Raw genomic sequence first — 23,010 nt, forward strand, 5'->3', positions numbered from 1 at the left:
ACACCACTGCAGATGGTAGATTTTATATCTATAGTAAAGAAGACAATGGTTTCACACTAAGAAACACAGTAACCGTAGACTTTAAAGTTTGGGGTATCGAGTTTGTTGGAAATACATTATACGCAATCGTAGATACTACAAACATGCTTGCTAGTTTTGACAACTTCCTGTCTAATAACACAGATGGAATGGTAAGCGCTACAAAAACTGTGATGGTAGAAGGAATTGTGAGAACTCATGGTTTAGACTATGATGGTGGAACAATGGTACTTACAGATATTGGAGATGCAGGATCAGATTCTGATGGTGGACTTCATGTAATTACTGACTTTGACAGTAAATTTAATAATACAATGGATGCTGCAACTTTAGCTCTTTCAGATCAAATGAGAATTTCTGGAGCAGCTACTTTATTGGGTAACCCGGTAAATGTTGCTTATGATGCAGATTCTGATATGATCTATGTTGCTGAACTTGCTAATGGTGGTGGTAGAGTACTAGCTTTTGACGATGCGTCAAATGCAAGCGGAAATGCAACTCCAGCTGTGAACAATATGCTTTCTGGAGTATCTGCAGTATATTTTGAAGACTAATTTAGTTTTTTAGTTTCAAAAGAAAAGCCCGGTCTTTATGACCGGGCTTTTTGTTTTTCAATTCCGAATGATTATTCAGGAATCACTACCGCAGTTTCTTCAGTAAGTACATTCTGGCCTTTTAACCAGTCCTGGAAACCTGCTTCTCCCATACGATCTTTCATTGCTCTAGTGCTTACAGCAGTACCTTCTACAGTCACTCCAGAAACGAAAGGATAGCTGGTGTATCTTACCACACCATCAATTAGCATGTCATACTCTGGTCCTGCTTCTTCCAGAGCCTCATCCATAGCATCTTTGATGTTCCATCCAATTCCAAGGAAATAAGATTTCTTACCCTCAGTTTTTACACCCTGAGCTCTGTCGATGTCAAGATTTACATTTTTAGAACTAATTACGGTAAAATCAACCAGTCTGATAGAGCAACTGGATAATGTCATTGCAGCGATGGCAATGATTAGTAAAGATTTAAACTTCATTTGGTTAGATTAAGTGTTTCCCCTACTCTCAGGATTTTCGGGTTCCTCCATACAAACGAAGATAGTATTTTTTATTTTATGTCTAAGAGTGAATTTTCGATTTTCTAAAAGCCCCTAATTTAAGGATAGATTGAATTTTCTCATCATTTTATAGATACAACGAAAGACAGGTTTGGTTGCTTTATCTGAGTCTGAATTATCAAATCTGAATTTTATAATTTTTGATCCAGGTTGTTCTGAAGAATTACTAAAACCGGTACCGTCCAGGACAAACCTGGTTTTTTCAGAAAAGATAAAATCTGTAGCATATTTTTTTATGAGTCCGCGTTTTCCTGAAGAACTTTTCATAATCCTGAGTATTAATGAATTATTAAGTTACGAAAAATTCATAATTGACACTCTAAAAGTGTGATATATCATTAGAATTGACATGAAAGATCGATAAATGAAAAATATTTAACGATAAACCCAATTAAAAAATTTAAATAACAACAAATCTCTATTACACAAATTATCATATTACTTAGGCAATTTCAATATTGAAAAACTGAGAAATCAATTTTAGATAATATTTTTTCATTTGAGATTAACTTCCAGCTCTATATCCCCATTCAATTTCAAATTTCCATTTCTTTTTAACGCTCCCTCAACATCATAAACCAGATTAAATTTATAATTTTGGATTTATTCCTATTTAATGGATTTATTCCTATTATGAAGTTAGAGAAATCAATTATACATCTGGATCTTGATACCTTTTTTGTTTCCGCAGAGAGGCGTCTGGATTCTAAACTGAATGATAAACCCCTTATTGTAGGTGGTCTGGGAGATCGCGGCGTGGTAGCAGCATGCAGTTATGAGACTCGCAAGTTTGGAGTACATTCCGGAATGTCCATGAAAGTGGCCAGGCAACTCTGCCCACAGTCTATCGTTATCAAAGGGAATGCTTCCACTTACACGAAATTCTCCCATGAGGTAACCGAAGTTATTCGTAGCAAAGTTCCTTCTTTTGAAAAGGCCAGCGTAGATGAATTTTATGCAGATCTCACGGGAATGGATAGATTTTTCGGAATCACCCAGTTCGCTAAAGAACTTCAGGAAACTATCAAAAAGGAAACTTATTTACCTATTTCCTTCGGACTTTCCACTAACAAAGTGGTTTCTAAAATTGCTACCGGCGAAGGCAAACCTTATGCCCAGAAAGTGATCGAAGCAGGTTCAGAAAAAACATTCCTTGCTCCACTTGCAGTGAACAAGATCCCTATGATCGGGAATAAAACCTTTCAGAAATTATTAAATCTCGGCGTTCGCAGGATCGAGACAATTCAGAAGATGCCTGTAGAGGTTTTAGAGAGCGTTCTGGGTAAGAATGGCCGTACTATATGGAAACGTGCTCACGGGATCGACAATCCTCCTATCATTCCGTTTCACGAGCGCAAGTCTATTTCAACTGAAAGAACCTTTAACAGGGACACTATCGATATGATCCGTTTACATGGTACGCTGGTAGCCATGGCAGAAAGTCTCGCCTATCAGCTTCGCAGGGGAAATAAGCTCGTTTCCACAGTGAGTGTAAAGATCAGATATTCAGATTTTCAAACTTATAGCAAACAGGTAAGTATCCCTTATACCAGTGCAGATCATATTCTAATTCCTAAGGTCGAGGAACTTTTTAAACAACTATACAGCAGGCGCCTGCTCATCAGGTTGATCGGGGTGAAGTTTAGCGGACTCGTGGGTGGTCACTACCAGATCAATCTTTTTGATGATTCTGAAGATATGCTGAATCTCTATAATTCTCTGGATAAGATCAAAAATCGCTTTGGTGAACATGCGGTGATGCGTGCTGCTGCAATGGATGCGAAAACCATCGGCAGAATGAAGAATCCTTTTAACGGGGAGCCACCTATCGTTCTTGCTCATAGAAAACAATAATGATAATGTATTCTGAAGTATAAAAAGATTAGCTGGATGTATTTAAACTGTCACACATACTATTCACTGCGATATGGGACTTTTCCCATCAGGGAGTTGTGTGAGCTTGCCTACTCCAACGATATCTGGCAGTTCGCTATTACAGACATCAATAATACTTCTGCCTGCCTGGAATTCCTGAGGCTTACCAATGGAACCAAAATTAAACCGGTTCTGGGAATTGACTTTAGAAATGCTGCCGAGCAACAATATATTGGACTGGCGAAAAACAATGCTGGCTTCCTTCAGCTAAACGATCATCTTTCAAATCACCTGCATAAAAAGAAGGATTTTGAAACGGTAGCTCCACAATTACCTGATTGTTTTATCATTTACCCCTTCGGAAAAGTGGTGGAACAAAAACGTAAAAATTTCAGAAGCAATGAATATATAGGAGTTTCCAAAGAAGAGATCGGGAAATTAAGATTTTCAGAATATAGAAATCTGAAGGATAAACTGGTTATTCTACAAACGGTAAGCTTTCGCAATAAAAAAGACTTTAATGCACATCGCTTACTCAGGGCGATCGACAATAATTTGCTGCTAAGCAAGCTTCCGGAATCAGAACAGGGAAAAGCTTCACATAAAATGTATCCCAGGCAGGAAATGGAAGCCGCTTTTGAGGATTTCCCTCATATTCTGGAGAATACACAACAAATTATGGACGCTTGCAAGGTGCATTATGACTTTGGGAAAGGACAGAACCGAAATTTAAAGATCTACCGAAATACGATCGAAGAGGATGCAGATATGATCCGGCGGCTCACCTATGAAAAACTTCCTGAGAAATACCCAGAAGCAAATCGGGAAGTTTATACGCGGGTTGAAAAAGAGCTGGAATCTATCATCAGGCTTGAGTTTGTTTCTTATTTTCTTATCAACCTGGGAATTGTAGACTATGCGCGTTCACAGAATTATCCATTTGTAGGACGTGGGAGCGGTGCGAATTCGATTGTGGCCTATATTCTTGGAATCACCAATGTGGATCCCATAGAACTCGATCTTTATTTTGAACGCTTTATAAATCCCAACAGGAAATCCCCGCCAGATTTTGACCTTGATTTTTCATGGAAAGACCGTAATGATATCACAGATTATATCTTCAGAACTTATAAAAATACTGCGCTTATGGGCACCTATGTTACCTTTAAACAGCGTGCAGTAGCCCGTGAACTCGGGAAGGTTTTTGGTTTGCCTAAAGAAAATATCGATAAGCTCGCTTCTGGATTCTATTCCTATGACAACCTGGATCATCTGGAGAAACTGGTAATTAGGTATAGTAAACTTATAGAAGGTTTCCCAAATTATTTAAGTGTTCATTCCGGCGGAATTTTGATCCTGGACGATTCGGTGCATAATTATGCTGCGACGTTTTTACCTCCCAAAGGCTTCCGGACGATGCAGATCGATATGAACATTGCTGAAGAAGTAGGCATTCATAAATTTGATATTCTTGCCCAACGCGGACTCTCAAAAATCACCGATACCATCGAGATCGTAAAACAGAATCAGCCAGATGCTAAATTAGAGGATATCGAAAACATCAAAGCTTTTAAGGAAGATCCAGCGATCAACGAATTGCTCACCACTGGCGATTGTATGGGAGTATTTTATGTGGAATCTCCTGCCATGCGAGGTTTACTTACAAAACTACAAACCAGGGATTACCTTAACCTGGTTGCAGCAAGTTCTGTAATTAGACCAGGAATTTCCAGCGCTGGTATGAAAGATGAATTTATTCTAAGACATCGCTTTCCTGAAAAAAGAAAGGAAGCGCACCCGGTAATGTACGAGATCATGCCCGACACTTATGGCGTGATGGTTTACCAGGAAGATGTAATGAAAGTCGCTTATCATTTTGCCGGTTTGAGCCTGGATGATGCAGATGTATTACGAAGAGGGATGAGCGGAAAAAAAACTTCCCGGGGGCAAATGGAAAAGATCGAGAATACCTTCCGCGAGAACTGTAATAATAAAGGTTACGAACCAAAACTGATCGATGAAGTCTGGGAACAGATCTCTTCTTTTGCCGGCTATGCATTTCCGAAGGGACACTCGGCTTCCTACGCGGTGGAAAGTTACCAGAGTTTGTACCTGAAGAAATATTTTCCGCTTGAGTTTATGGTGGCAGCGATCAACAATGGAGGTGGTTTTTATGATCTGCAGACCTATATTCAGGAAATAAGACGTTGGGGCGGTACGATTCACGCTCCGTGTATTAATAAAAGTGATCACCCCAATGTGATCTACGGAAAAAACGTCTACCTGGGTTTTGGATATATAAAGGAGTTGGAAGTAAAAACTATTCAGCAAATACTGGAAAACAGGCAATTTTTTGGAGAATTTAGGTCACTGGATGATTTTATAGACCGTATCCAGATCTCTATTGAACAACTTAGCTTGTTACTAAAGATCAACGCCTTTAGGTTTACCGGAATAGACAAACACGAACTTTTATGGAAAGCTTATTTTAAACTGGACAGGAATAAACCAAAAACGAATCAGCCGCTACTTTTTAAACCGAAGCATAAAGATTTTGAATTGCCGGAATTTGAAGCTTCCAAAATGATCGAAGCTTACGACCAGATGGAACTTCTGGGATTTCCCTTATGCAGTCATTTTGAATTACTGAAAGATCCTCTAAAGCAAAATGTGGTTACAGCTTCGCAGTTAAAAGATCATATCGGGAAAAACATAGAGATCTATGGTAACCTGGTAAATTCTAAAAAAACCGGGACTTCAAATGGTAAATACATGTATTTCGGCACATTCTATGATCCTGAAGGAGTCATTTTTGATGTGGTTCTTTTCCCTTCAGTAGCCGAAAAGTATCCTATAAGAACTAAGGGAATTTACCTGTGTTATGGTGAAGTGGTTTCCAATCTTGGATATATCTCCATTAGCATCAAAACTCTCACCAGACAGGCTACACAAACCGATCCCAGACTCTTGGGAAATAATTTTAAGCCATCCCTCCGATAAAATAAAAGGCAGCATGAAGATGCTGCCTAGTAATCAAAATACTTTAATTTTATTCGGTTACTGTAATAGTTAATACAGTAGAATCTGAACAAACCTCTCCGTTCAATTCATTTGTAACAGTATAAGTTGTTGTGAAATCTCTAACTGGATTTGCAGAGAATCGTGCTAACAACGTGGATATAGTTGGCTCGAATACTCCATTTCTACTAACGTCTTCATCTAATAAAGATTTAAATAATCTATCAGCATCGCCTATACTATTTACAAGTGCATTAACTTCTTCTACCGTGTAAGAAGCAGAATTATCACTCCCAGCATCTACTTCGCAAACCTCTTCTTGTTGAGGAATACAAATAGAATAGTTCAGAAATTTACTATTATTTTTTCCAGCGATTTGATCCCCAACCCACACAGCATAGGTTTTCTTAGATTCGTTGATAAATTGAATTCTTGCTGCCACTACTAAAGCTGTGGGATTCTCTCCAAAACTTTCGAAAGAAACACTGTCTCCATAATAATTGGTAGTTGTGGAAAACTTCACTGTGCTCTCTAACTGACCAACAATAATTCCACCATTATTCATCGGTAGGTCATCCTCGCTCAAAGCAACTTCATAATTAATCATGGATATATCGTAACCATTTACAGAAGTGAAATTTAGGTATACCTCATTTTCATCGTTGGTAACAATAAATTCACCAATTTTTTCTTCAGAAGTATTATATAAATTATATGTATCTGGCATACATCCCTCAACATCTATAACCGAATTGGCAATTAGAAGTTGATAATCAAAGTTCGTTTCGTCATTATCTACGGAGCACCCCATCAATAATAACCCTACCATAACGGCATTAAAATAATTTCTCATAAGACATTGGTTATTAGAATTTTCTAAAGAAATGTAGAAATAATATCCTGTCTTAATATATATATCAAAAATTATTCGTTATGATGTTGCGAAGTTTCGTTGTAATACGTAAAGCCATACATGAAAATACAAAAATCTGACCATCAGTAGTTTGAAATAATACACTTGTAATTCCCGAATTATTTTAATTACTATTTCATAGTTTACGATCATGTATATAATACTTAAACAGTCATTCTAGTTTCGAATACTTCTTCGCAATAGCATCGACACAGTTGATTCCGTCTATAGCTGCGGAAATGATTCCTCCGGCATATCCGGCTCCTTCTCCACAGGGATAGAATCCTTTTACTTCTAAATGTTCCAGTGTTGACGGGTCACGCGGAATTAGAATTGGTGAAGAAGTCCTACTTTCCGGAGCATGTAAAACGGCTTCGTTCGTATAATAACCTTTTAGTTTTTTACCGAATTTCACAAAGGCTTTTCGTAGTCTTTTAGCTATTAGATCTGGTAACACTTTATTAAGATCAACGCTTACTATACCAGGCTGATAAGAAGTTTTCGGGAAATCTGAAGACAACCTTCCTTCTACAAAATCCTTCATACGCTGCGCAGGAACCTGCTGAGTTCTGCCAGACGCTTTCCAACAATTTCTTTCCACCATCTTCTGAAAGTCAAGACAAACAAATGGATCATTCTCTTTATAACCCGGCAGATCTGTAGGTTCTATACTTACTACTATTCCTGAGTTGGAATATGGATTATTTCGCTTACTTGGACTCCAGCCGTTGGTTACCACTTCTTCCTGTTCTGTAGCACACGGAGCAATAATACCTCCCGGACACATACAGAAAGAATACACACCAAGACCATCTACCTGTTCTACCAGACTGTACGAAGCTGGAGGTAAATAAGCATTTTCATCATCCCCGTGATACTGGATATAATCAATTAGTTTTTGCTGATGCTCAATTCGAACTCCCAGCGCGAAAGGTTTGGCTTCTATCTTTATATTTCGTTCATGCAACAGGTAAAATATATCCCTGGCCGAGTGTCCCGTCGCCAGAATTACCTCATCAAAATGCAACCACTTCTCTTTATTGATCTCAATAGCCGTGATCTTATCACTCTCTAACTTTAGATCGGTTAGCTTAGAGTTAAAATGTACTTCCCCTCCCGCATCCACGATCGCTTCTCGCATAGCGGTGATGATCTTTGGTAATTTATTCGTTCCAATATGCGGATGTGCATCCACAAGAATATCAGGATCTGCTCCAAATTCCACGAACCACTCCAGGGCTTTCAATACATTTCCACGTTTCTTCGAGCGCGTATATAATTTCCCATCTGAGTATGTACCGGCGCCACCTTCTCCAAAACAATAATTAGATTCCGGGTTTACAGTTTGTTCTTTATTAATCTTGGCAAGATCATGTCTTCTGGCTCTTACATCTTTTCCACGTTCAAAAACCACAGGTTTCAAGCCCGCTTCCACTGCTCGTAATGCTGCATACAATCCCGCAGGACCAGCACCAATAATTGCTATTTCCTTTGCTTCGGAAACATCCTGAAGAGACAAAGATGATCTCGTACTTCTTTCTTCACCGTGTTTCCAGATCTCGATCTGCAGATTCAGTTTCACCGGTTTTTTCCGGGCATCGATAGAACGCTTTCTAATTCTCCAGTCTCCTATATCATCCTTTCTGATATTCGATTTCTTAATTGCCCTGTTCAGAAGCAAATGATGATCTTCAAGTTCCCGGGGTAAAGCTGTAATTTGAACCAGTGTGCTCATAGGCTCCAAAGATAGTATGTATTTTTTCTAAATCTGAATTTAAGTAATGATTGAAAGTCTTGCAGTTTCCCGCTATATTCAAGAATCATATATTTGTGGAAAAAAGAATGTCTTTAAGAGAGTTGCTTCAGGAAAAAGGATATCATCGTATCAAATTAAAATACACCAAAACCAATCATTTCGAACTAAAAGCGAAGATCAATAATATTGAAGGTAATTTTATACTGGACACTGGCGCTTCCAGCACCTGTGTGGGTATAGATGCGATCGAACATTTTGATCTACTTTCAGAAGATAGTGATATTAAAGCGGCTGGTGCAGGAGCTACCAATATGTTAACCCAGGTTTCAGCGAAAAATATAGTACAGATTGGAGAATGGAAAAAGAAAAAGATCGACCTGGTACTTTTCGACCTCAAACATGTAAATGAGGCGCTCGAAAATCATAAAGCTGAAAAGGTACAGGGTATCATAGGAGCCGATATTCTGAAGAAAGGTAAAGCTGTTATCGATTACAAAGGCAAGGCCTTATTTCTCAAATAAGGGGAAAAACACCCTTTTGCTGAAAGAGATATCGCTCTATATTTGAAGTAATCTAACCAATAATCTTTACGTTATTAAACTTCGAATATCTTCACAACTGGTCTTTTATATTATGACAATTTTAGTTGTTGCCGTACTGGGCTTGAATTTATTCAGGTTGTTAGTTTTGTTTTAATTTCGTTAAAGTAAAAAGGGTACGCTAACGCGTACCCTTTTTTTCTTTCTACCGGATATTGTAACTACAATTCCAGTGATCTCTTAACATCTCCATCCATCAATAGTTCTTCAGGATTTTCCAGTGCTTCTTTAACAGCTACAAGGAATCCAACAGACTCTTTACCATCAATGATTCGGTGATCGTAAGACAACGCTACATACATAATTGGTCTAATTTCAACGTGACCATCTATTGCAACAGGTCTTTCCACAATGTTGTGCATTCCAAGAATAGCAGATTGAGGTGGATTGATAATTGGAGTTGATAACATAGATCCAAATACTCCACCATTAGTTATAGTAAAAGTACCACCAGTCATTTCATCTACAGTGATCTTACCATCTCTTGCTTTGATCGCAAGTCTTTTCACTTCAGATTCTACCCCTCTGAAACTAAGATTTTCAGCATTTCTAATTACAGGAACTGTAAGTCCTTTAGGACCAGAAACCGCAATACTAATATCTTTGAAATCATAGCTTACCTGGTAATCTCCATCAATCATAGAGTTTACTGCAGGATATTCATCCAACGCACGGATTACTGCAAGAGTAAAGAATGACATAAAGCCAAGGCTCACTCCATGCTTCTCCTTAAATTCCTCTTTATATTTCTTTCTTAGTGCAAAAATTGGAGACATGTCTACTTCATTGAAAGTAGTCAGCATCGCTGTGTCGTTCTTAGCACTTACCAGACGTTCCGCAAGTTTTCTACGGAACATTGACATTTTCTTACGCTCTTCTCCTCTGGTTCCTTTTCCAGGAGATCCCATAGAAACTTTTGCCTCAACCGCATCTTCCTTAGTCACTCGACCATCTCTTCCAGAACCTTTTACATCTTTGCTATCAATCCCCTTTTCGTCAAGAATTTTCTTAGCTGCTGGTGAAGGAGTTCCAGTTGCATACGTATCATCCTGTTTCTGGCTTGGAGTACTTGATTTTGAAGGCTCTTCATTCTTAGCAGCTGCTTTATCACTGTCCTTCTTATCTTCCGTACTTTCCTGGCGCTCTTTTTCTTCAGTTTCAGCAGACTTGCCGTCTTTGCTTTCACTGTCCTCCTTGTCATCACTACCAGGCTTTGCAGCATCGGTATCAATTAGACAAACTACCTCTCCAACTTCTACCACATCTCCTTCTTCAGCTTTCAAAGTAATAATTCCGCTAGCTTCTGCAGGAAGTTCCAGGGTTGCTTTATCACTATCCACTTCGGCTACTGCCTGATCTTTTTCAACGTAATCACCATCTTCGACTAACCACTGAGCTATTTCAACTTCAGTAATCGATTCGCCGGGTGAAGGAACTTTCATTTCTAAGGCCATGATTGTAATTTATTTTGGTTCCTGAAATCAGGAAATTGGTTCTTATTATTAATCTTCTTTTAAATCTTTGTCGAATACGCTGGCGATCACTTTTTCATGACGCTTCTTAAATCTTACCGAGCTACCTGCAGCAGGTGCACCGTAGAATTTACGACTGCATACTCTAAACTGTCTTGCTTCTTCAAAATGAAGTAACATATGTCCATATGCTCCCATGTTTCTAGGCTCTTCCTGTGCCCAAACCACATCTTCGGCATTCTTATACTTACTCATCATTTCTTTCATGATGCTCACCGGGAGTGGGAACAATTGTTCGATTCTCACAAGGGCAACATCATCACGATCATTCTCTTCCTTAAACTTCAGCAGGTCATAGTAAAACTTCCCGGTACAGAATACCAGGCTTTTTATTGAATCTGCTTTTGCATCTGGATCATCAAGAACTGGCTGGAATGAACCAGTCGCAAATTCTTCTTTTGTAGAAATTACTTTAGAATGACGTAGTAAACTTTTTGGAGTAAAAATGATCAGCGGTTTTCTGAATTTCGCTTTCATTTGCTTCCGAAGCATATGAAACATGTTCGCAGGAGTCGTAATATCTGCCACATACATATTGTCTTTCGCACAAAGCTGAAGGAATCTTTCCATTCTACCTGAAGAGTGCTCTGCTCCCTGGCCTTCATAACCGTGAGGTAATAACATCACCAAACCATTCTGAAGTTTCCATTTATCTTCCGCAGCAGAAATATACTGATCGATCATGATCTGTGCACCGTTCACAAAGTCTCCAAATTGTGCTTCCCAGATCGTCAATGTTGTTGGACTTGCCATGGCGTAACCATAATCAAAACCAACTACTCCGTATTCTGACAACAGGGAATTGTAAATGAAGAAATCTCCATCCCTGTCTTCTATATTATTATGAAGAATGATCTCTTCTTCACTATCTTCAACTTTAACTACCGCGTGACGGTGTGAAAACGTTCCACGTTCCACATCCTGCCCGGTAATTCTAATATTATAACCTTCGGTCATTAGAGATCCATAAGCTAAATGCTCGGCCATTGACCAGTCCAGCTTATTATCTTCAAAGTACATTTGTTTTCGTCCATCGATGATCTTCTGGATCTTTCTCATGAACTTCATGCCTTCCGGTAATTCTGAAACTGCCATGGCAACCTTGTCAAGTTTTTCAAGATCGAAGGTCGTATCTATTTCCTTCATCATCTCATCTTCCTGAACGTTATCGAAACCTTCCCATTCATCCTGCATAAATGGAGTGATGCGGGTGGTTTCTTCTTTCCTGGAATCTTCGAGTTTCTCTTCAAGAGAAGCTTTATACTCTTCTTCTAACTTCTTAAGGTAATTATCGTCGATGACACCACTTTCTTTCAGCTTTTCAGCATAAATATCCCTGGCATTCTCGTGTTTAGATATTGCTTTATATAGTTTTGGCTGAGTAAAACGTGGCTCATCACCTTCATTATGCCCATATTTTCTATAACCCAATAAATCTATAAATACGTCCCTTTTGAACTTCATTCTGAAGTCTAAAGCGAACAAAATGGAGTGTACAACTGCCTCTGCATCATCTGCATTTACATGTAAGATGGGCGAAAGAGTTACTTTCCCCACATCTGTACAATACGTTGAACTTCTCGCATCCAAATAATTAGTAGTAAAACCAATCTGGTTATTTACTACGATATGTATGGTTCCACCTGTCTGGTAACCTTCCAGGTTAGCCATCTGTACCAGTTCGTACACAAGTCCCTGACCGGCAATTGCAGCATCACCATGAACCAGGATCGGTAAAATCTTGGAGTTATCTCCATTATATCTACGATCCATTTTTGCTCTCGAAATTCCTTCTACCACCGCGCCAACGGTTTCAAGGTGAGAAGGGTTTGGAGCTATATTAATATTGATATCTTTTCCACTGTCTGTAGTACGACAGGATGTCCAGCCAAGGTGGTATTTAACGTCACCATCGAATATGTCCTGTTCGTAATCCTTTCCATCAAACTCACTGAAAATGTCCTTTGCGTTCTTTCCGAAGATATTGGTTAGGGTATTTAGACGACCACGATGAGCCATTCCCATTACAAAATCTTCCACGCCAAATTCAGCAGCTTTTTCGATAAGTGCATCCAGTGCCGGGATCAAACTTTCGCCACCTTCCAGTGAAAATCGTTTCTGACCAACATATTTAGTATGCAAGAAATTTTCAAACGAAACTGCTTCATTAAGTTTTTTGAGGATCTGCTTCTTGCGGGTCGCGTCAAAATCGGGATGGTTGTCGTTTACATTTAAACGATTCTGAATCCATTCGATCTCTTCAGGTTTTCGAATATACATATACTCGATCCCGATAGAGTCACAATACACCATTTCCAGGTGTTTTATGATTTCTTCCAGGCTTGAAGGTCCAATTCCAAGAATATCACCTGCATTGAAAGTAGTCTGCAGATCTTTTTTCTCAAGTCCGAAATTCTCTATATCTAGAGTTGGAACATATTTTCTACGTTCTCTTACAGGGTTTGTTTTGGTGAATAAATGCCCTCTGGTACGATAGCCGTCAATTAATCGAATTACCTGAAATTCTTTAACCACGTGTGTCGGTATCTCACCTTCTGAAAAATCTACAGGAGCTTCATCCAATACATCTTCAGAAACGCCATCTTGTTGCATTCCGAAGTCAAATCCTTGAAAAAAAGCCCTCCAACTGGGCTCTACACTATCAGGATATTTTAAATATTGATCGTAAAGTTCTGCGAAGTATGCAGTATGAGCGGCATTTAGAAATGAAAATTTTTCCATAAAATTGAAACAACAGTTTCTTTTGTTCTTAAAAACATTAGCAAAAATACAATATTTAAAAAAAACAGCTTGTAGGCATTATGATAATTCTCTATGAGATTATAAGAATTTTAACACCCTCTGAAATTCAATAATTTGGGAAGTAGATTTCTCCGAAAACTGCAGGTAATAAATCTTATACCTGTCTGTCCATAAGCATTTCCCCGAAACTTTTCAAAGGTCTTTTCTTCTCCTCAGGCATATCTATCCTGTCCAGAACCTTGAAAGCCATGTCTGTATACTTCTCAATTTCCTTTCTGGTAAGCTCTGCTGCACCGCTGCTTTCAAACAGGTTTTTGACCGCTTCGATCTTTCCTGTATTTTCCATAGGACTAATGGAATATAAGTGTTCCAGTTGTCTGGCTTCACCGGGACTTGCCAGTTCAAGACTTTTTAAATAGAGAAATGTCTTTTTATTTTCGATGATATCACCACCAGGTTGCTTCCCAAATGTAGCCGGATCCCCAAAAGCATCCAGGTAATCATCCTGAAGCTGAAATGCAATACCAAGTAATCTTCCATATTGATAGATCGCCGACTTGCATGCAGCCGAAGTTTCAGCTACAATAGCTCCCATTTGCAGAGAAGCTCCTACCAGAACCGCAGTTTTGTATTCTATCATCAAGAGATAATCCTCGATACTCACGTTATCGCGGGTTTCAAAATCTATATCGTACTGCTGACCTTCACAAACTTCAATAGCTGTTTTGGTAAACAGTTTTGATAGCTCCTTAAACACATCCCCTTCGTAGTTTTCGAATAACTGGTATGCATTGATAAGCATCGCATCTCCGGAAAGGATTCCCGTGTTGATATCCCATTTTTCATGCACTGTTTTCTTACCTCTTCGAATCGGTGCATCGTCCATTATATCATCATGAACAAGAGAAAAATTATGAAAAACCTCTATGGCCAGGGCGGCATCTAGGGCTTTTTTATGATTGCAGTCAAAAATTTCAGCTGCCATTAGAACGAGTACAGGTCTTAAACGTTTACCTCCCTGTTCTAAAATATAAACCATTGGCTCGTAAAGATTTACCGGTTCTTTGACCTGTATCTTTTGATGAAGATAATCGACGATGGCCTCTCGGTATTCCGCAATGGTAAGCATGTATTGAAATTTTTGCGCTAAAATACCATAATTGAGCCTATTTCAAATTTTAAGCGAATGTTAAATAAACGTAAACTGAAGAAACTTTTTTTGTTTCTAAAGTTTCCTAGGATTACTTTTGCACCAAATTTACATGAAGTGAGGGAGAAAATTTTAAATAGTGCCGCAGAGATGTTTCTTTCCTATGGTTTTAAAAGTGTAACCATGGATGACATTGCGGAAAGCATTGGGATCTCTAAGAAAACCATTTATGCGCATTTTTCTACCAAGAATAAACTGGTAGCTGCGGCGAGTTTACAGGTGATCCAAACGATGGGTTGCGGCATTGGCGCCATTCAGGATAAAAATCAGAATCCGATTAAGGAAAATTACGAGATCAAGCATTATATCGCACAGAACCTAAAAGGAGAGAAAACCTCACCCCATTTTCAGCTTCAGAAATATTACCCAAAAGTCTATGAGAGCCTTAAGGATAAACAGTATGAGCTTTTAGAAAGCTGCATGCAGGATAACCTTAAGCGTGGGATCGAAAGTGGTTATTACCGCGAGGATATCAATATAGATTTTATAAGCCGAATACATTTTGTAGGGATTATGGGAATTAAGGATACAGATCTATTTTCTCCTGAAAAATATACTCAGCCGGCACTGATGGATCATTTCCTGGAATATCACCTGCGTGCTATCTGCACCGCAAAAGGATTAAAAACTTTAGAAGATTTAATTGAGTTAGATGAAAAGTAGAATATTAATTTTGATGATGCTGGCCTTAAACCTGCAAAGTTTCTCACAGCAGGATACGATCCAGACCTATCAGTTTTCCCTGATGGAAGCGATAGAATTTGGACTGGAAAATAATTATCAGTCACAAATAGCACAAAAAGATGTGGAGATCGCTCTTCAGCAAAAATGGGAAATTATCGCCCAGGGATTACCGCAAATAAGTGCTGGCATAGATTACCAGAACTATTTAAAACAACCAGTCACACTATTGCCAGCGAGCGCCTTCGATAATACTCAAAGCACGGTGAACATTGTCGAGCAATATTTCGATAATGTGAACAGGAATGATGTCCCTGTAAATTCGCCTGAAGGATTTATCCCGGTACAATTTGGGACTCAGCAAAGCGTAAATGCCACAGCTACCTGGAACCAGTTAATTTTCGATGGCTCCTATATAGTAGGAATTCAATCTGTAAAAACGCTGCTTCAAATTTCCAAAAATGCCAAGACCAAGACAGACCTTGAGATCAAGAAAGGTATTATTAATGCCTACGGAAATGTTTTACTGGCGGAAGAAAGTGTGAAGATCTTTGAGAAAAATCTCGGGAACGTTGAGAAAAATTTTAATGATACCCAGAAGATCTTTGAAAACGGCCTAACGGAACAGGAAGATGTAGAGCAATTGGAAATCACCAAGCTTAACCTTGAAAATGATCTTGCCAGAAGCCGAAGAATGCTGGATATCGCCTATGATATGCTGAACATTAGCCTCGGAATTCCAGTAGAGAAAAAGGTTGTTGCGACCGATGATCTAAATGAACTGGCGCTTAAATATTTCGATCTATCCCTACTTTCTGAGACAATTCCGGTAGAAGAAAATATTGATTATCGCATTGCCAAGAACACAGCAGAAGCTGCAGATATCCAGGTTAAACTACAGCAGGCGAAAGCGCTACCTACCTTAAGCGCCTTTGTGAATTACGGTTACCAGGGATTTAGTAATGACTTTACTTTTTTAAACGGGAATCAGGAATATTTTGGACAGTCTATATTAGGTGTGAGTCTTAATATCCCAATTTTCAGCAGCGGAATGCGAAGTGCGAAAACTCAGCAGCGTAAACTTGAGTATGAACAGGCAATGCTGGATCTCGAACAAACTGAAAGCCAGGTAAAAAGTGATATCAACAGTGCTAAAAGCGAATACCAGTTTAGCCTTGATAATTATAAAAATGCTACTAAAAACCTCGAGTTGGCAGAACGAATCGAAAACAAGAACCAGATCAAGTTCTTCGAGGGTATTGCCAGCAGTTTCGAGCTTAGTGAAGCGCAACGACAGTTATACACTGCACAGCAAAATTATTTACAGGCCATGTTACAGGTGATCACTGCAAAAGTGGAACTTGAAAACCTATTAGACACCCGTACTTATACATCAGATAATTAGAAACAACTTCAGAAAATGAGAAAACTAGTATATATTTTATCGTTCAGTACTTTGCTAGCTGCCTGTGGTGGTGGTTCAGAAAAATCTACGGAAGAAATTCTGGAAAGCAATGATATAGAAACTATTCAGAAGAAAAGAGATGAGCTTACCGCTCAACAGTCTGAGCTGGAAACTGAAATTAAAAAACTTGATTCCAAGCTGAAGGAGATCAACCCAGAGAGAAATATTCCTCTGGTAACTTCCTTTGCTGTGGAAGCTGAACACTTCGATCATTTCCTTGAACTACAGGGAAGCGTGGAAACAAGAAAAAATGTCGTTCTAAACGCTGAGATGAGCGGAATTCTTCAGAAGATCTATGTAGAAGAAGGTCAGAAAGTATCAAAAGGACAGACTCTGGCTAAGATAGATGATGGTGGATTGAGTCAGCAACTTGCACAAATGGAAATTCAGCTGGACCTGGCCAAGACGACTTTTGAAAGACAAAAACGTCTCTGGGAGCAGCAAATTGGTAGTGAAATCGAATATTTACAGGCAAAATCCAATTATGAAGGACAGGTTAATGCCGTAAAACAAATGAAGAGTCAGCTTTCAAAATCCGTTGTAAGCGCACCTTTTTCAGGAACCATAGATGAGATCATTACAGAACAGGGAAATGTCGTTTCACCTGGGCAAACACAGATTCTTAGAATCGTAAACCTTGATGACATGTATATCAAGACCGATGTACCAGAGAATTATATTTCCAATGTGACCCAAGGTAAGCCGGTAGAAGTGACCTTCCCGGTACTTGGAAAAACTGTAGACACCAAGGTAAAGCAAGTAGGTAGTTATATTAATCCTAATAACCGAACTTTTACTGCCGAGATTGATGTCCCAAATAAGGAGAAGGAGATCAAACCAAACCTTACGGCAAGAGTAAAGATTAACGATTACACCAGTGAAAATGCCATTCTGGTCCCGCAGAACATTCTTTCTGAAAATGCTGACGGTGAACAATACTTATATGTTTTAGACCAGGTGGAAGGTGAAAAAGCGGTCGCTAAAAGAGTGATCGTAAAAACCGGGAAATCTCAGGGAGATTCTATTGAAGTACTTGAAGGCCTGAAGGATGGTGACCTAATCATTGAGGATGGTGCACGTAGTGTGAAAGAAGGACAAACCGTCAAAATCATGAATTACTAAGCAGTTATGGCGAAAGAAAAAAACAATCTGGACAAGGAGTTTGCGCTCTCGTCCTGGGCAATAAAGAACAAAACCACTATTTATGTGGCGATGGCCCTTATTCTGTTCTTCGGGATTTCGGCTTATTTCAGTATGCCTCGGGAAAGTTTTCCTGAAGTAAAAGAAACGAAAATCTACGTTAGCTCAATATATCCCGGGAATACTGCGGAAGATATAGAGAAGTTACTTACTAATCCTCTGGAAGATAAGTTGAAGACGGTAAGTAATGTGGTGGAGATCACCTCAACTTCCCAGGAAGACTATTCGATGATCGTCGTGGAATTTGACGAGGGAATTGCGGTGGAACTAGCAAAGCAAAAGGTAAAGGATGAAATAGATTCTGAAACTTCAGGCGAAGACTGGCCAACCTTTAATGGCGCTAAGGTAGAACCGAATGTTTTCGAATTGAGTCTTTCTGAAGAAATTCCAATCCTGAATATTAATATTTCCGGAGATTACCCGGTAATGAAGCTGAAGGAATTTGGAGAATACTTGCAGGATGAGATCGAAAATCTACCTGAAATTAAAAAAGTAGATATTCGTGGAGCTCAGGATAAAGAAATTGAAGTAGCTGTGGATATCTACAAAATGATGGCTTCCTCGGTTAGTTTCAATGATATTACCAGTGCTATAGCAAATGGAAACATGACCATGAGTGCGGGTAATTACGTAACCAGCGGACAGCGAAGAACTATTAGAATCCTTGGTGAAATCGAAGAACCTTCAGAATTGAACAATTTCGTAGTAAAATCTGAAGATGGTGATGATGTTTACCTGAAGGATATCGCTGATATTACTTTTCAGGAAAAAGAAAAGACCACCTATGCCCGTGAGTTTGGTGAGCAGGTAGTGATGCTGGATGTAAAGAAACGATCAGGGAAGAATATGGTTGCTGCTGCAGAGCAGATCGAGCTTATCGTTGAGAAAGCAAAAGCTGAAGTATTTCCAACGAACCTGAATGTAAGTATTACTAACGATCAATCTTCAAAGACCATTGGTCAGGTTGATGACCTTGTAAACAATATCATTTTCGGGATCATCCTTGTGGTGACGGTGCTAATGTTCTTCTTAGGATTTAAGAATGCACTCTTTGTTGGTTTTGCAATCCCAATGTCCATGTTCATGTCTTTAATGATCCTGAACCAGTTAGGATACACCATGAATACGATGATCCTATTCGGATTGATCATGGGACTTGGAATGCTGGTAGATAACGGGATCGTAGTGGTCGAGAATGTCTACCGACTCATGGATGAAGAAGGAATGAGCCGGGTGGATGCAGCGAAAGAAGGTATTGGTGAAATTGCATTTCCTATTATTATCTCTACAGCAACTACGGTCGCCGCCTTTATTCCGTTAGGATTATGGCCGGGATTAATGGGACAGTTTATGATCTATTTTCCCATAACACTTTCGGTCGTATTAGGGTCTTCACTGGTCGTAGCTATATTTTTCAATTCGGTTCTGGTTTCTCAATATATGAGAACAGAGGATAAAAATATGCCATTGAAAACCATCATCAGGGTTTCTTTAATTATTGCCGTAATTGGCTTAGCTATATTTTTATTTGGTGGTCAGTACGCTGCACTGGGATCACTTATGATCTTTACCGCGATCATGGTATGGATCTACAGGTTGTTTCTGCGGAAGATGGCTAATAGATTTCAGAAAAGTTCTTTGGTGAAACTTGAGAACTGGTATGAAAGACGCCTAACCGCTTCGTTTAAAAACAAACGTCCTTACTGGATCGTTGGAGCTACCTTTCTAATGTTGATCATCGCTTTTGTAGGTTTTGGTGCTTCTCTGGGATCTCAAAGAACCAAAGTTGAGTTCTTTCCTGATAATAAGCCTAACCAGATCATTGTATATATCGAATATCCTGAAGGTACCGATATTGAAAAGACCAACGCGATCACGAAAGAGATTGAAGAAAGGGTTTACAAAGTACTCAACAGTGATGAGTATATGGATGACGGTTATAACTATATGGTAGAAAGTGCCGTTTCCCAGGTTGGTGAAGGTGCCGGGAATCCACAAACCGATGGTGGCTCTGCGGCAGAAATGCCCCATAAAGGTAAGATCACAGCTTCCATGAGGGAATACAAATACCGTCGTGGAAAAGACAGTGAGGTTTTAAGACAAAAGGTTCAGGAATCTCTGGATGGAGTTTACCCGGGAGTTTTAATTTCCGTAGAAAAAGATCAGAATGGTCCTCCTGCCGGTCCACCAATTAATATCGAATTGGAAGGTGAAGATTATGATCAATTGATCGCCACTGCAGAGCAAATGCGTGAATATATAAACACCAAGAACATTCCTGCAATAGACGAGTTGAAGATTGATGTGAACAAGGACAAACCTTCAATGGTCGTTGAAGTTGACCGGGAAAAAGCTGGTGAACTAGGAGTAAGTGCCGGGCAGGTTGGTCAACAACTTAGAAATTCCATCTTTGGAACGAAAGCTGGTGTTTACAAAGAAGGTGGCGAAGATTATGATATTTATGTAAGATTCGACGAGGATTCCAGATATGATAACAGCGCCTTGTTTAATCAAACGATCACTTTCAGAAATAATAAGGGTCAATTAAGAGAAATACCCGTTTCTGCCGTAACTACGAAAAGTAATAAATCTGGGTTTAGTGCGATCAAGCACAGGGATACCAGAAGGGTGGTTACGATCTATTCTGTGTTATCTCCGGGATATACAGATGCTGGTGCAGCCGTGGCGCAGATCCAGAATGAAATGAGGAATTTTGATGGTGTTCCAGACGAGATCAAGGTAGATTATACCGGGCAGATCGAAGAGCAAAACAAGCAACAGGCGTTCCTTGTGGGTGCATTTTTCAGCGGACTGGGACTTATATTCCTGATCCTGATCTTCCAGTTTAACTCTATCTCGAAACCATTGATCATTATGATCGCTATTTTCCTGAGTTTTATTGGAGTATTTGGAGGAATTGTAATTAGCGGTTCAGCCTTTGTTATCATGATGACGATGATGGGAATTATTTCTCTCGCGGGTATCGTGGTAAATAATGGGGTGGTCTTGCTCGATTATGCACAGCTCCTCATTGACAGAAAGAAACTGCGTCTTGGCATACCAGAATCTGAATACCTTCCACATGACGAACTCTTGAAAACGATCATTAGATCTGGAAAAGCACGTTTGAGACCAGTATTGCTAACGGCGATCACAACCATTCTTGGTTTGATTCCACTGGCGATTGGACTTAACCTTGATTTTTTCAGTTTATTCAGTGAGTTTGATGCGAACATCTACTTTGGTGGTGATAACGTGATATTCTGGGGACCTCTGGCCTGGACAGTGATCTACGGTTTGATCGTAGCAACTTTCCTTACTTTAATTATTGTTCCTTTATTGTTCTATATCGCGATAAGGATCAAAATGTGGGTTCACTCTAAAAGAAGCTCTTCGGAAGAGGTTGAAGCTTCAAACAGGATCGAAACTATGAACTAGGTAAGTTGATACAAAATGCAAACAAAAAACCCGAAGCTTTCGCTTCGGGTTTTTTTTATTCGTACTGAATATTATTAGTCATTACTAACAAGTGAGCTTTCACTCTTCCAGCTATTCACACTAGCAATTACGCTATTGTTATAGTCCACTTCAGTAAGTTTATCTTCAGTCCAGAAGAACCATTTTCCATCTTTTTGGCCATTTTCGTAATTGGCGATGGCCGTCTTCTCACCATCTTTGTTGTAAGAAATCCACTCTCCGTGGAGTTTGCCGTCCTTGTACGTACCTTCCTGTTTAATATTTCCATCTTCATAATAAAATGTTCCTTTAATTAATTCACCCTGCTTTTCAAAAGCGGGTTTTGGATCATTATCCTGCGCCATTGCAAGCGTTCCTGTCGCCAGGACTGCTGCTACTAAAATATTTTTCAAAGTCTTCATTTCTCTTTCGGTATTAACGTTAACATCACAAATATAGCGAAAATTTACCTTAAAGTTGCATTTACGTAACATTAAGTTTACATTGAAGATCTATTCACCTGTTAAACAGAGGCTTATATAAAGGGCCTAAGTTAATATCAGGCAACTTTAAATGAATTTAGATGTAGAAAAGGTTCAGTAAAACTGTTTAACTTCTTACTTTTGTGCCCATTCAAAATTTAAAGAATTCATGTACAGAAGTCATACCTGCGGCGAGCTTAATGCCGAACATATAGGAAATATAGTAACCCTTTCTGGATGGGTACAAAAAGTAAGGAACAAAGGTTTTATGATTTGGGTAGATCTTCGTGATCGCTACGGTCTTACGCAATTGATTTTTGATGAAGAGCGCTCTTCTGAAGAATTAATGCAACAAGCAGGAAATCTTGCCCGTGAATTCGTGATCCAGGTAACAGGTGAAGTGATCGAGCGTGAAGCAAAAAACCCAAACATACCTACTGGGGAGATCGAAGTACTGGTACAGGATTTCAAAATTTTGAATACTTCAAAAACACCACCTTTTACTATTGAAGATGAAACCGATGGTGGTGAAGATCTAAGAATGAAATATCGCTATCTGGATATTCGTAGAAAACCAGTTCAGAATAAATTAATGTTTCGTCATCAGGTAGGAATGAAGGTAAGAAACTATCTTTCTAATGCTGGCTTTATTGAGGTGGAAACTCCATACCTTATTAAATCCACTCCTGAAGGCGCCCGTGACTTCGTGGTACCAAGCCGAATGAATGAAGGTCAGTTCTACGCACTTCCACAATCACCGCAAACTTTTAAGCAGTTGCTCATGGTAGGCGGAATGGACAAGTATTTCCAGATCGTAAAGTGTTTTCGTGATGAAGATCTAAGAGCAGATCGTCAACCTGAATTTACACAGATTGATTGCGAAATGGCATTTGTGGAACAGGAAGAT

At 39.2% G+C, this 23,010-nt stretch carries 16 protein-coding genes and 1 pseudogene; 9 read left to right on the forward strand and 8 right to left on the reverse strand.

Annotated features, from left to right (window positions below):
• Positions 1 to 593: pseudogene (locus ACNI3T_RS05630) on the forward strand (hypothetical protein); the annotation flags it as partial.
• A gap of 71 nt (positions 594 to 664) precedes the next feature.
• Here the strand turns inward: ACNI3T_RS05630 and ACNI3T_RS05635 are convergent.
• Positions 665 to 1,072: a hypothetical protein gene (locus tag ACNI3T_RS05635; protein WP_141876615.1), complete on the reverse strand. Its 408-nt coding sequence runs from the start codon at positions 1,070 to 1,072 to the stop codon at positions 665 to 667.
• Between the two features lie 114 nt (positions 1,073 to 1,186).
• A complete protein-coding gene (locus ACNI3T_RS05640) occupies positions 1,187 to 1,420 on the reverse strand; it encodes a hypothetical protein (RefSeq protein WP_418226994.1) in 234 nt (77 codons plus the stop codon).
• Between the two features lie 366 nt (positions 1,421 to 1,786).
• On the opposite strand from ACNI3T_RS05640, the gene dinB reads away from it, so the two are divergent.
• Positions 1,787 to 3,007, forward strand: a complete 1,221-nt coding sequence (dinB, locus tag ACNI3T_RS05645; protein ID WP_322301780.1) for a DNA polymerase IV — start codon at positions 1,787 to 1,789, stop codon at positions 3,005 to 3,007.
• A 36-nt stretch (positions 3,008 to 3,043) separates the two neighbouring features.
• Entirely contained in the window at positions 3,044 to 6,028 is a 2,985-nt protein-coding gene (locus ACNI3T_RS05650; RefSeq protein WP_418226995.1) for a DNA polymerase III subunit alpha, read from the forward strand.
• A 49-nt stretch (positions 6,029 to 6,077) separates the two neighbouring features.
• Here ACNI3T_RS05650 and ACNI3T_RS05655 read toward each other — a convergent pair whose 3' ends face one another.
• Both ACNI3T_RS05655 and ACNI3T_RS05660 read right to left on the reverse strand, forming a co-directional pair.
• Positions 6,078 to 6,899: a hypothetical protein gene (locus ACNI3T_RS05655; RefSeq protein WP_418226996.1), complete on the reverse strand. Its 822-nt coding sequence runs from the start codon at positions 6,897 to 6,899 to the stop codon at positions 6,078 to 6,080.
• A 232-nt stretch (positions 6,900 to 7,131) separates the two neighbouring features.
• Complete coding sequence (locus ACNI3T_RS05660; protein WP_418226997.1) at positions 7,132 to 8,694, reverse strand: NAD(P)/FAD-dependent oxidoreductase; 1,563 nt, start codon at positions 8,692 to 8,694, stop codon at positions 7,132 to 7,134.
• 107 nt (positions 8,695 to 8,801) lie between these two features.
• On the opposite strand from ACNI3T_RS05660, the gene ACNI3T_RS05665 reads away from it, so the two are divergent.
• Entirely contained in the window at positions 8,802 to 9,236 is a 435-nt protein-coding gene (locus ACNI3T_RS05665; protein ID WP_418226998.1) for a retropepsin-like aspartic protease, read from the forward strand.
• Positions 9,237 to 9,475: 239 nt separating this feature from the next.
• Here the strand turns inward: ACNI3T_RS05665 and odhB are convergent, their stop codons facing one another.
• From odhB to ACNI3T_RS05680, 3 genes are all read right to left on the reverse strand, one after another.
• Positions 9,476 to 10,768 carry a 2-oxoglutarate dehydrogenase complex dihydrolipoyllysine-residue succinyltransferase gene (odhB, locus tag ACNI3T_RS05670; protein WP_418226999.1) on the reverse strand — a complete coding sequence of 431 codons (1,293 nt, stop codon included), beginning with the start codon at positions 10,766 to 10,768 and terminating at the stop codon, positions 9,476 to 9,478.
• A 48-nt stretch (positions 10,769 to 10,816) separates the two neighbouring features.
• Complete coding sequence (locus tag ACNI3T_RS05675) at positions 10,817 to 13,588, reverse strand: 2-oxoglutarate dehydrogenase E1 component (RefSeq protein ID WP_418227000.1); 2,772 nt, start codon at positions 13,586 to 13,588, stop codon at positions 10,817 to 10,819.
• 175 nt (positions 13,589 to 13,763) lie between these two features.
• A complete protein-coding gene (locus ACNI3T_RS05680) occupies positions 13,764 to 14,738 on the reverse strand; it encodes a polyprenyl synthetase family protein (protein ID WP_418227001.1) in 975 nt (324 codons plus the stop codon).
• Positions 14,739 to 14,876: 138 nt separating this feature from the next.
• Here ACNI3T_RS05680 and ACNI3T_RS05685 point away from each other — a divergent pair, with 138 nt between their 5' ends.
• Genes ACNI3T_RS05685 through ACNI3T_RS05700 form a run of 4 tightly spaced genes read left to right on the forward strand, consistent with a single transcriptional unit; the run spans position 14,877 to position 21,603 of the window.
• Positions 14,877 to 15,482: a TetR/AcrR family transcriptional regulator gene (locus tag ACNI3T_RS05685; protein WP_418227002.1), complete on the forward strand. Its 606-nt coding sequence runs from the start codon at positions 14,877 to 14,879 to the stop codon at positions 15,480 to 15,482.
• A complete protein-coding gene (locus ACNI3T_RS05690) occupies positions 15,472 to 16,905 on the forward strand; it encodes a TolC family protein (RefSeq protein WP_418227003.1) in 1,434 nt (477 codons plus the stop codon). The genes ACNI3T_RS05685 and ACNI3T_RS05690 overlap by 11 nt, the downstream gene beginning before the upstream one ends.
• A 15-nt stretch (positions 16,906 to 16,920) precedes the next feature.
• On the forward strand, positions 16,921 to 18,087 hold the full coding sequence (locus tag ACNI3T_RS05695) for an efflux RND transporter periplasmic adaptor subunit (protein ID WP_418227004.1): 1,167 nt from the start codon (positions 16,921 to 16,923) through the stop codon (positions 18,085 to 18,087).
• Positions 18,088 to 18,093: 6 nt separating this feature from the next.
• The gene (locus ACNI3T_RS05700; RefSeq protein WP_418227005.1) at positions 18,094 to 21,603 is read left to right on the forward strand and encodes an efflux RND transporter permease subunit; all 3,510 of its coding nucleotides are present in this window, start codon (positions 18,094 to 18,096) and stop codon (positions 21,601 to 21,603) included.
• 74 nt (positions 21,604 to 21,677) lie between these two features.
• On the opposite strand, the gene ACNI3T_RS05705 is transcribed toward ACNI3T_RS05700, so the two are convergent.
• Positions 21,678 to 22,043, reverse strand: coding sequence for a toxin-antitoxin system YwqK family antitoxin (locus tag ACNI3T_RS05705; RefSeq protein WP_418227006.1), 366 nt, complete (start codon positions 22,041 to 22,043; stop codon positions 21,678 to 21,680).
• Positions 22,044 to 22,272: 229 nt separating this feature from the next.
• Between ACNI3T_RS05705 and ACNI3T_RS05710 the strand changes: the two genes are divergently transcribed.
• The coding region (locus ACNI3T_RS05710; RefSeq protein ID WP_418227007.1) for an amino acid--tRNA ligase-related protein at positions 22,273 to 23,010 on the forward strand (738 nt) is incomplete at its 3' end.

The sequence above is a fragment of the Christiangramia qingdaonensis genome (assembly GCF_048381525.1).
Lineage (GTDB): Bacteria > Bacteroidota > Bacteroidia > Flavobacteriales > Flavobacteriaceae > Christiangramia.

Bases quoted from the DNA above. Each gene is read 5' to 3' on its own strand.
- ACNI3T_RS05650 (WP_418226995.1), top strand. From the start codon at position 3,044: ATGTATTTAAACTGTCACACATACTATTCACTGCGATATGGGACTTTT.
- ACNI3T_RS05680 (WP_418227001.1), bottom strand. From the start codon at position 14,738: ATGCTTACCATTGCGGAATACCGAGAGGCCATCGTCGATTATCTTCAT.
- ACNI3T_RS05640 (WP_418226994.1), bottom strand. From the start codon at position 1,420: ATGAAAAGTTCTTCAGGAAAACGCGGACTCATAAAAAAATATGCTACA.
- ACNI3T_RS05695 (WP_418227004.1), top strand. From the start codon at position 16,921: ATGAGAAAACTAGTATATATTTTATCGTTCAGTACTTTGCTAGCTGCC.
- ACNI3T_RS05675 (WP_418227000.1), bottom strand. From the start codon at position 13,588: ATGGAAAAATTTTCATTTCTAAATGCCGCTCATACTGCATACTTCGCA.
- ACNI3T_RS05655 (WP_418226996.1), bottom strand. From the start codon at position 6,899: ATGAGAAATTATTTTAATGCCGTTATGGTAGGGTTATTATTGATGGGG.
- ACNI3T_RS05700 (WP_418227005.1), top strand. From the start codon at position 18,094: ATGGCGAAAGAAAAAAACAATCTGGACAAGGAGTTTGCGCTCTCGTCC.
- ACNI3T_RS05635 (WP_141876615.1), bottom strand. From the start codon at position 1,072: ATGAAGTTTAAATCTTTACTAATCATTGCCATCGCTGCAATGACATTA.
- ACNI3T_RS05665 (WP_418226998.1), top strand. From the start codon at position 8,802: ATGTCTTTAAGAGAGTTGCTTCAGGAAAAAGGATATCATCGTATCAAA.
- ACNI3T_RS05660 (WP_418226997.1), bottom strand. From the start codon at position 8,694: ATGAGCACACTGGTTCAAATTACAGCTTTACCCCGGGAACTTGAAGAT.
- ACNI3T_RS05690 (WP_418227003.1), top strand. From the start codon at position 15,472: ATGAAAAGTAGAATATTAATTTTGATGATGCTGGCCTTAAACCTGCAA.
- odhB (WP_418226999.1), bottom strand. From the start codon at position 10,768: ATGGCCTTAGAAATGAAAGTTCCTTCACCCGGCGAATCGATTACTGAA.
- ACNI3T_RS05705 (WP_418227006.1), bottom strand. From the start codon at position 22,043: ATGAAGACTTTGAAAAATATTTTAGTAGCAGCAGTCCTGGCGACAGGA.
- dinB (WP_322301780.1), top strand. From the start codon at position 1,787: ATGAAGTTAGAGAAATCAATTATACATCTGGATCTTGATACCTTTTTT.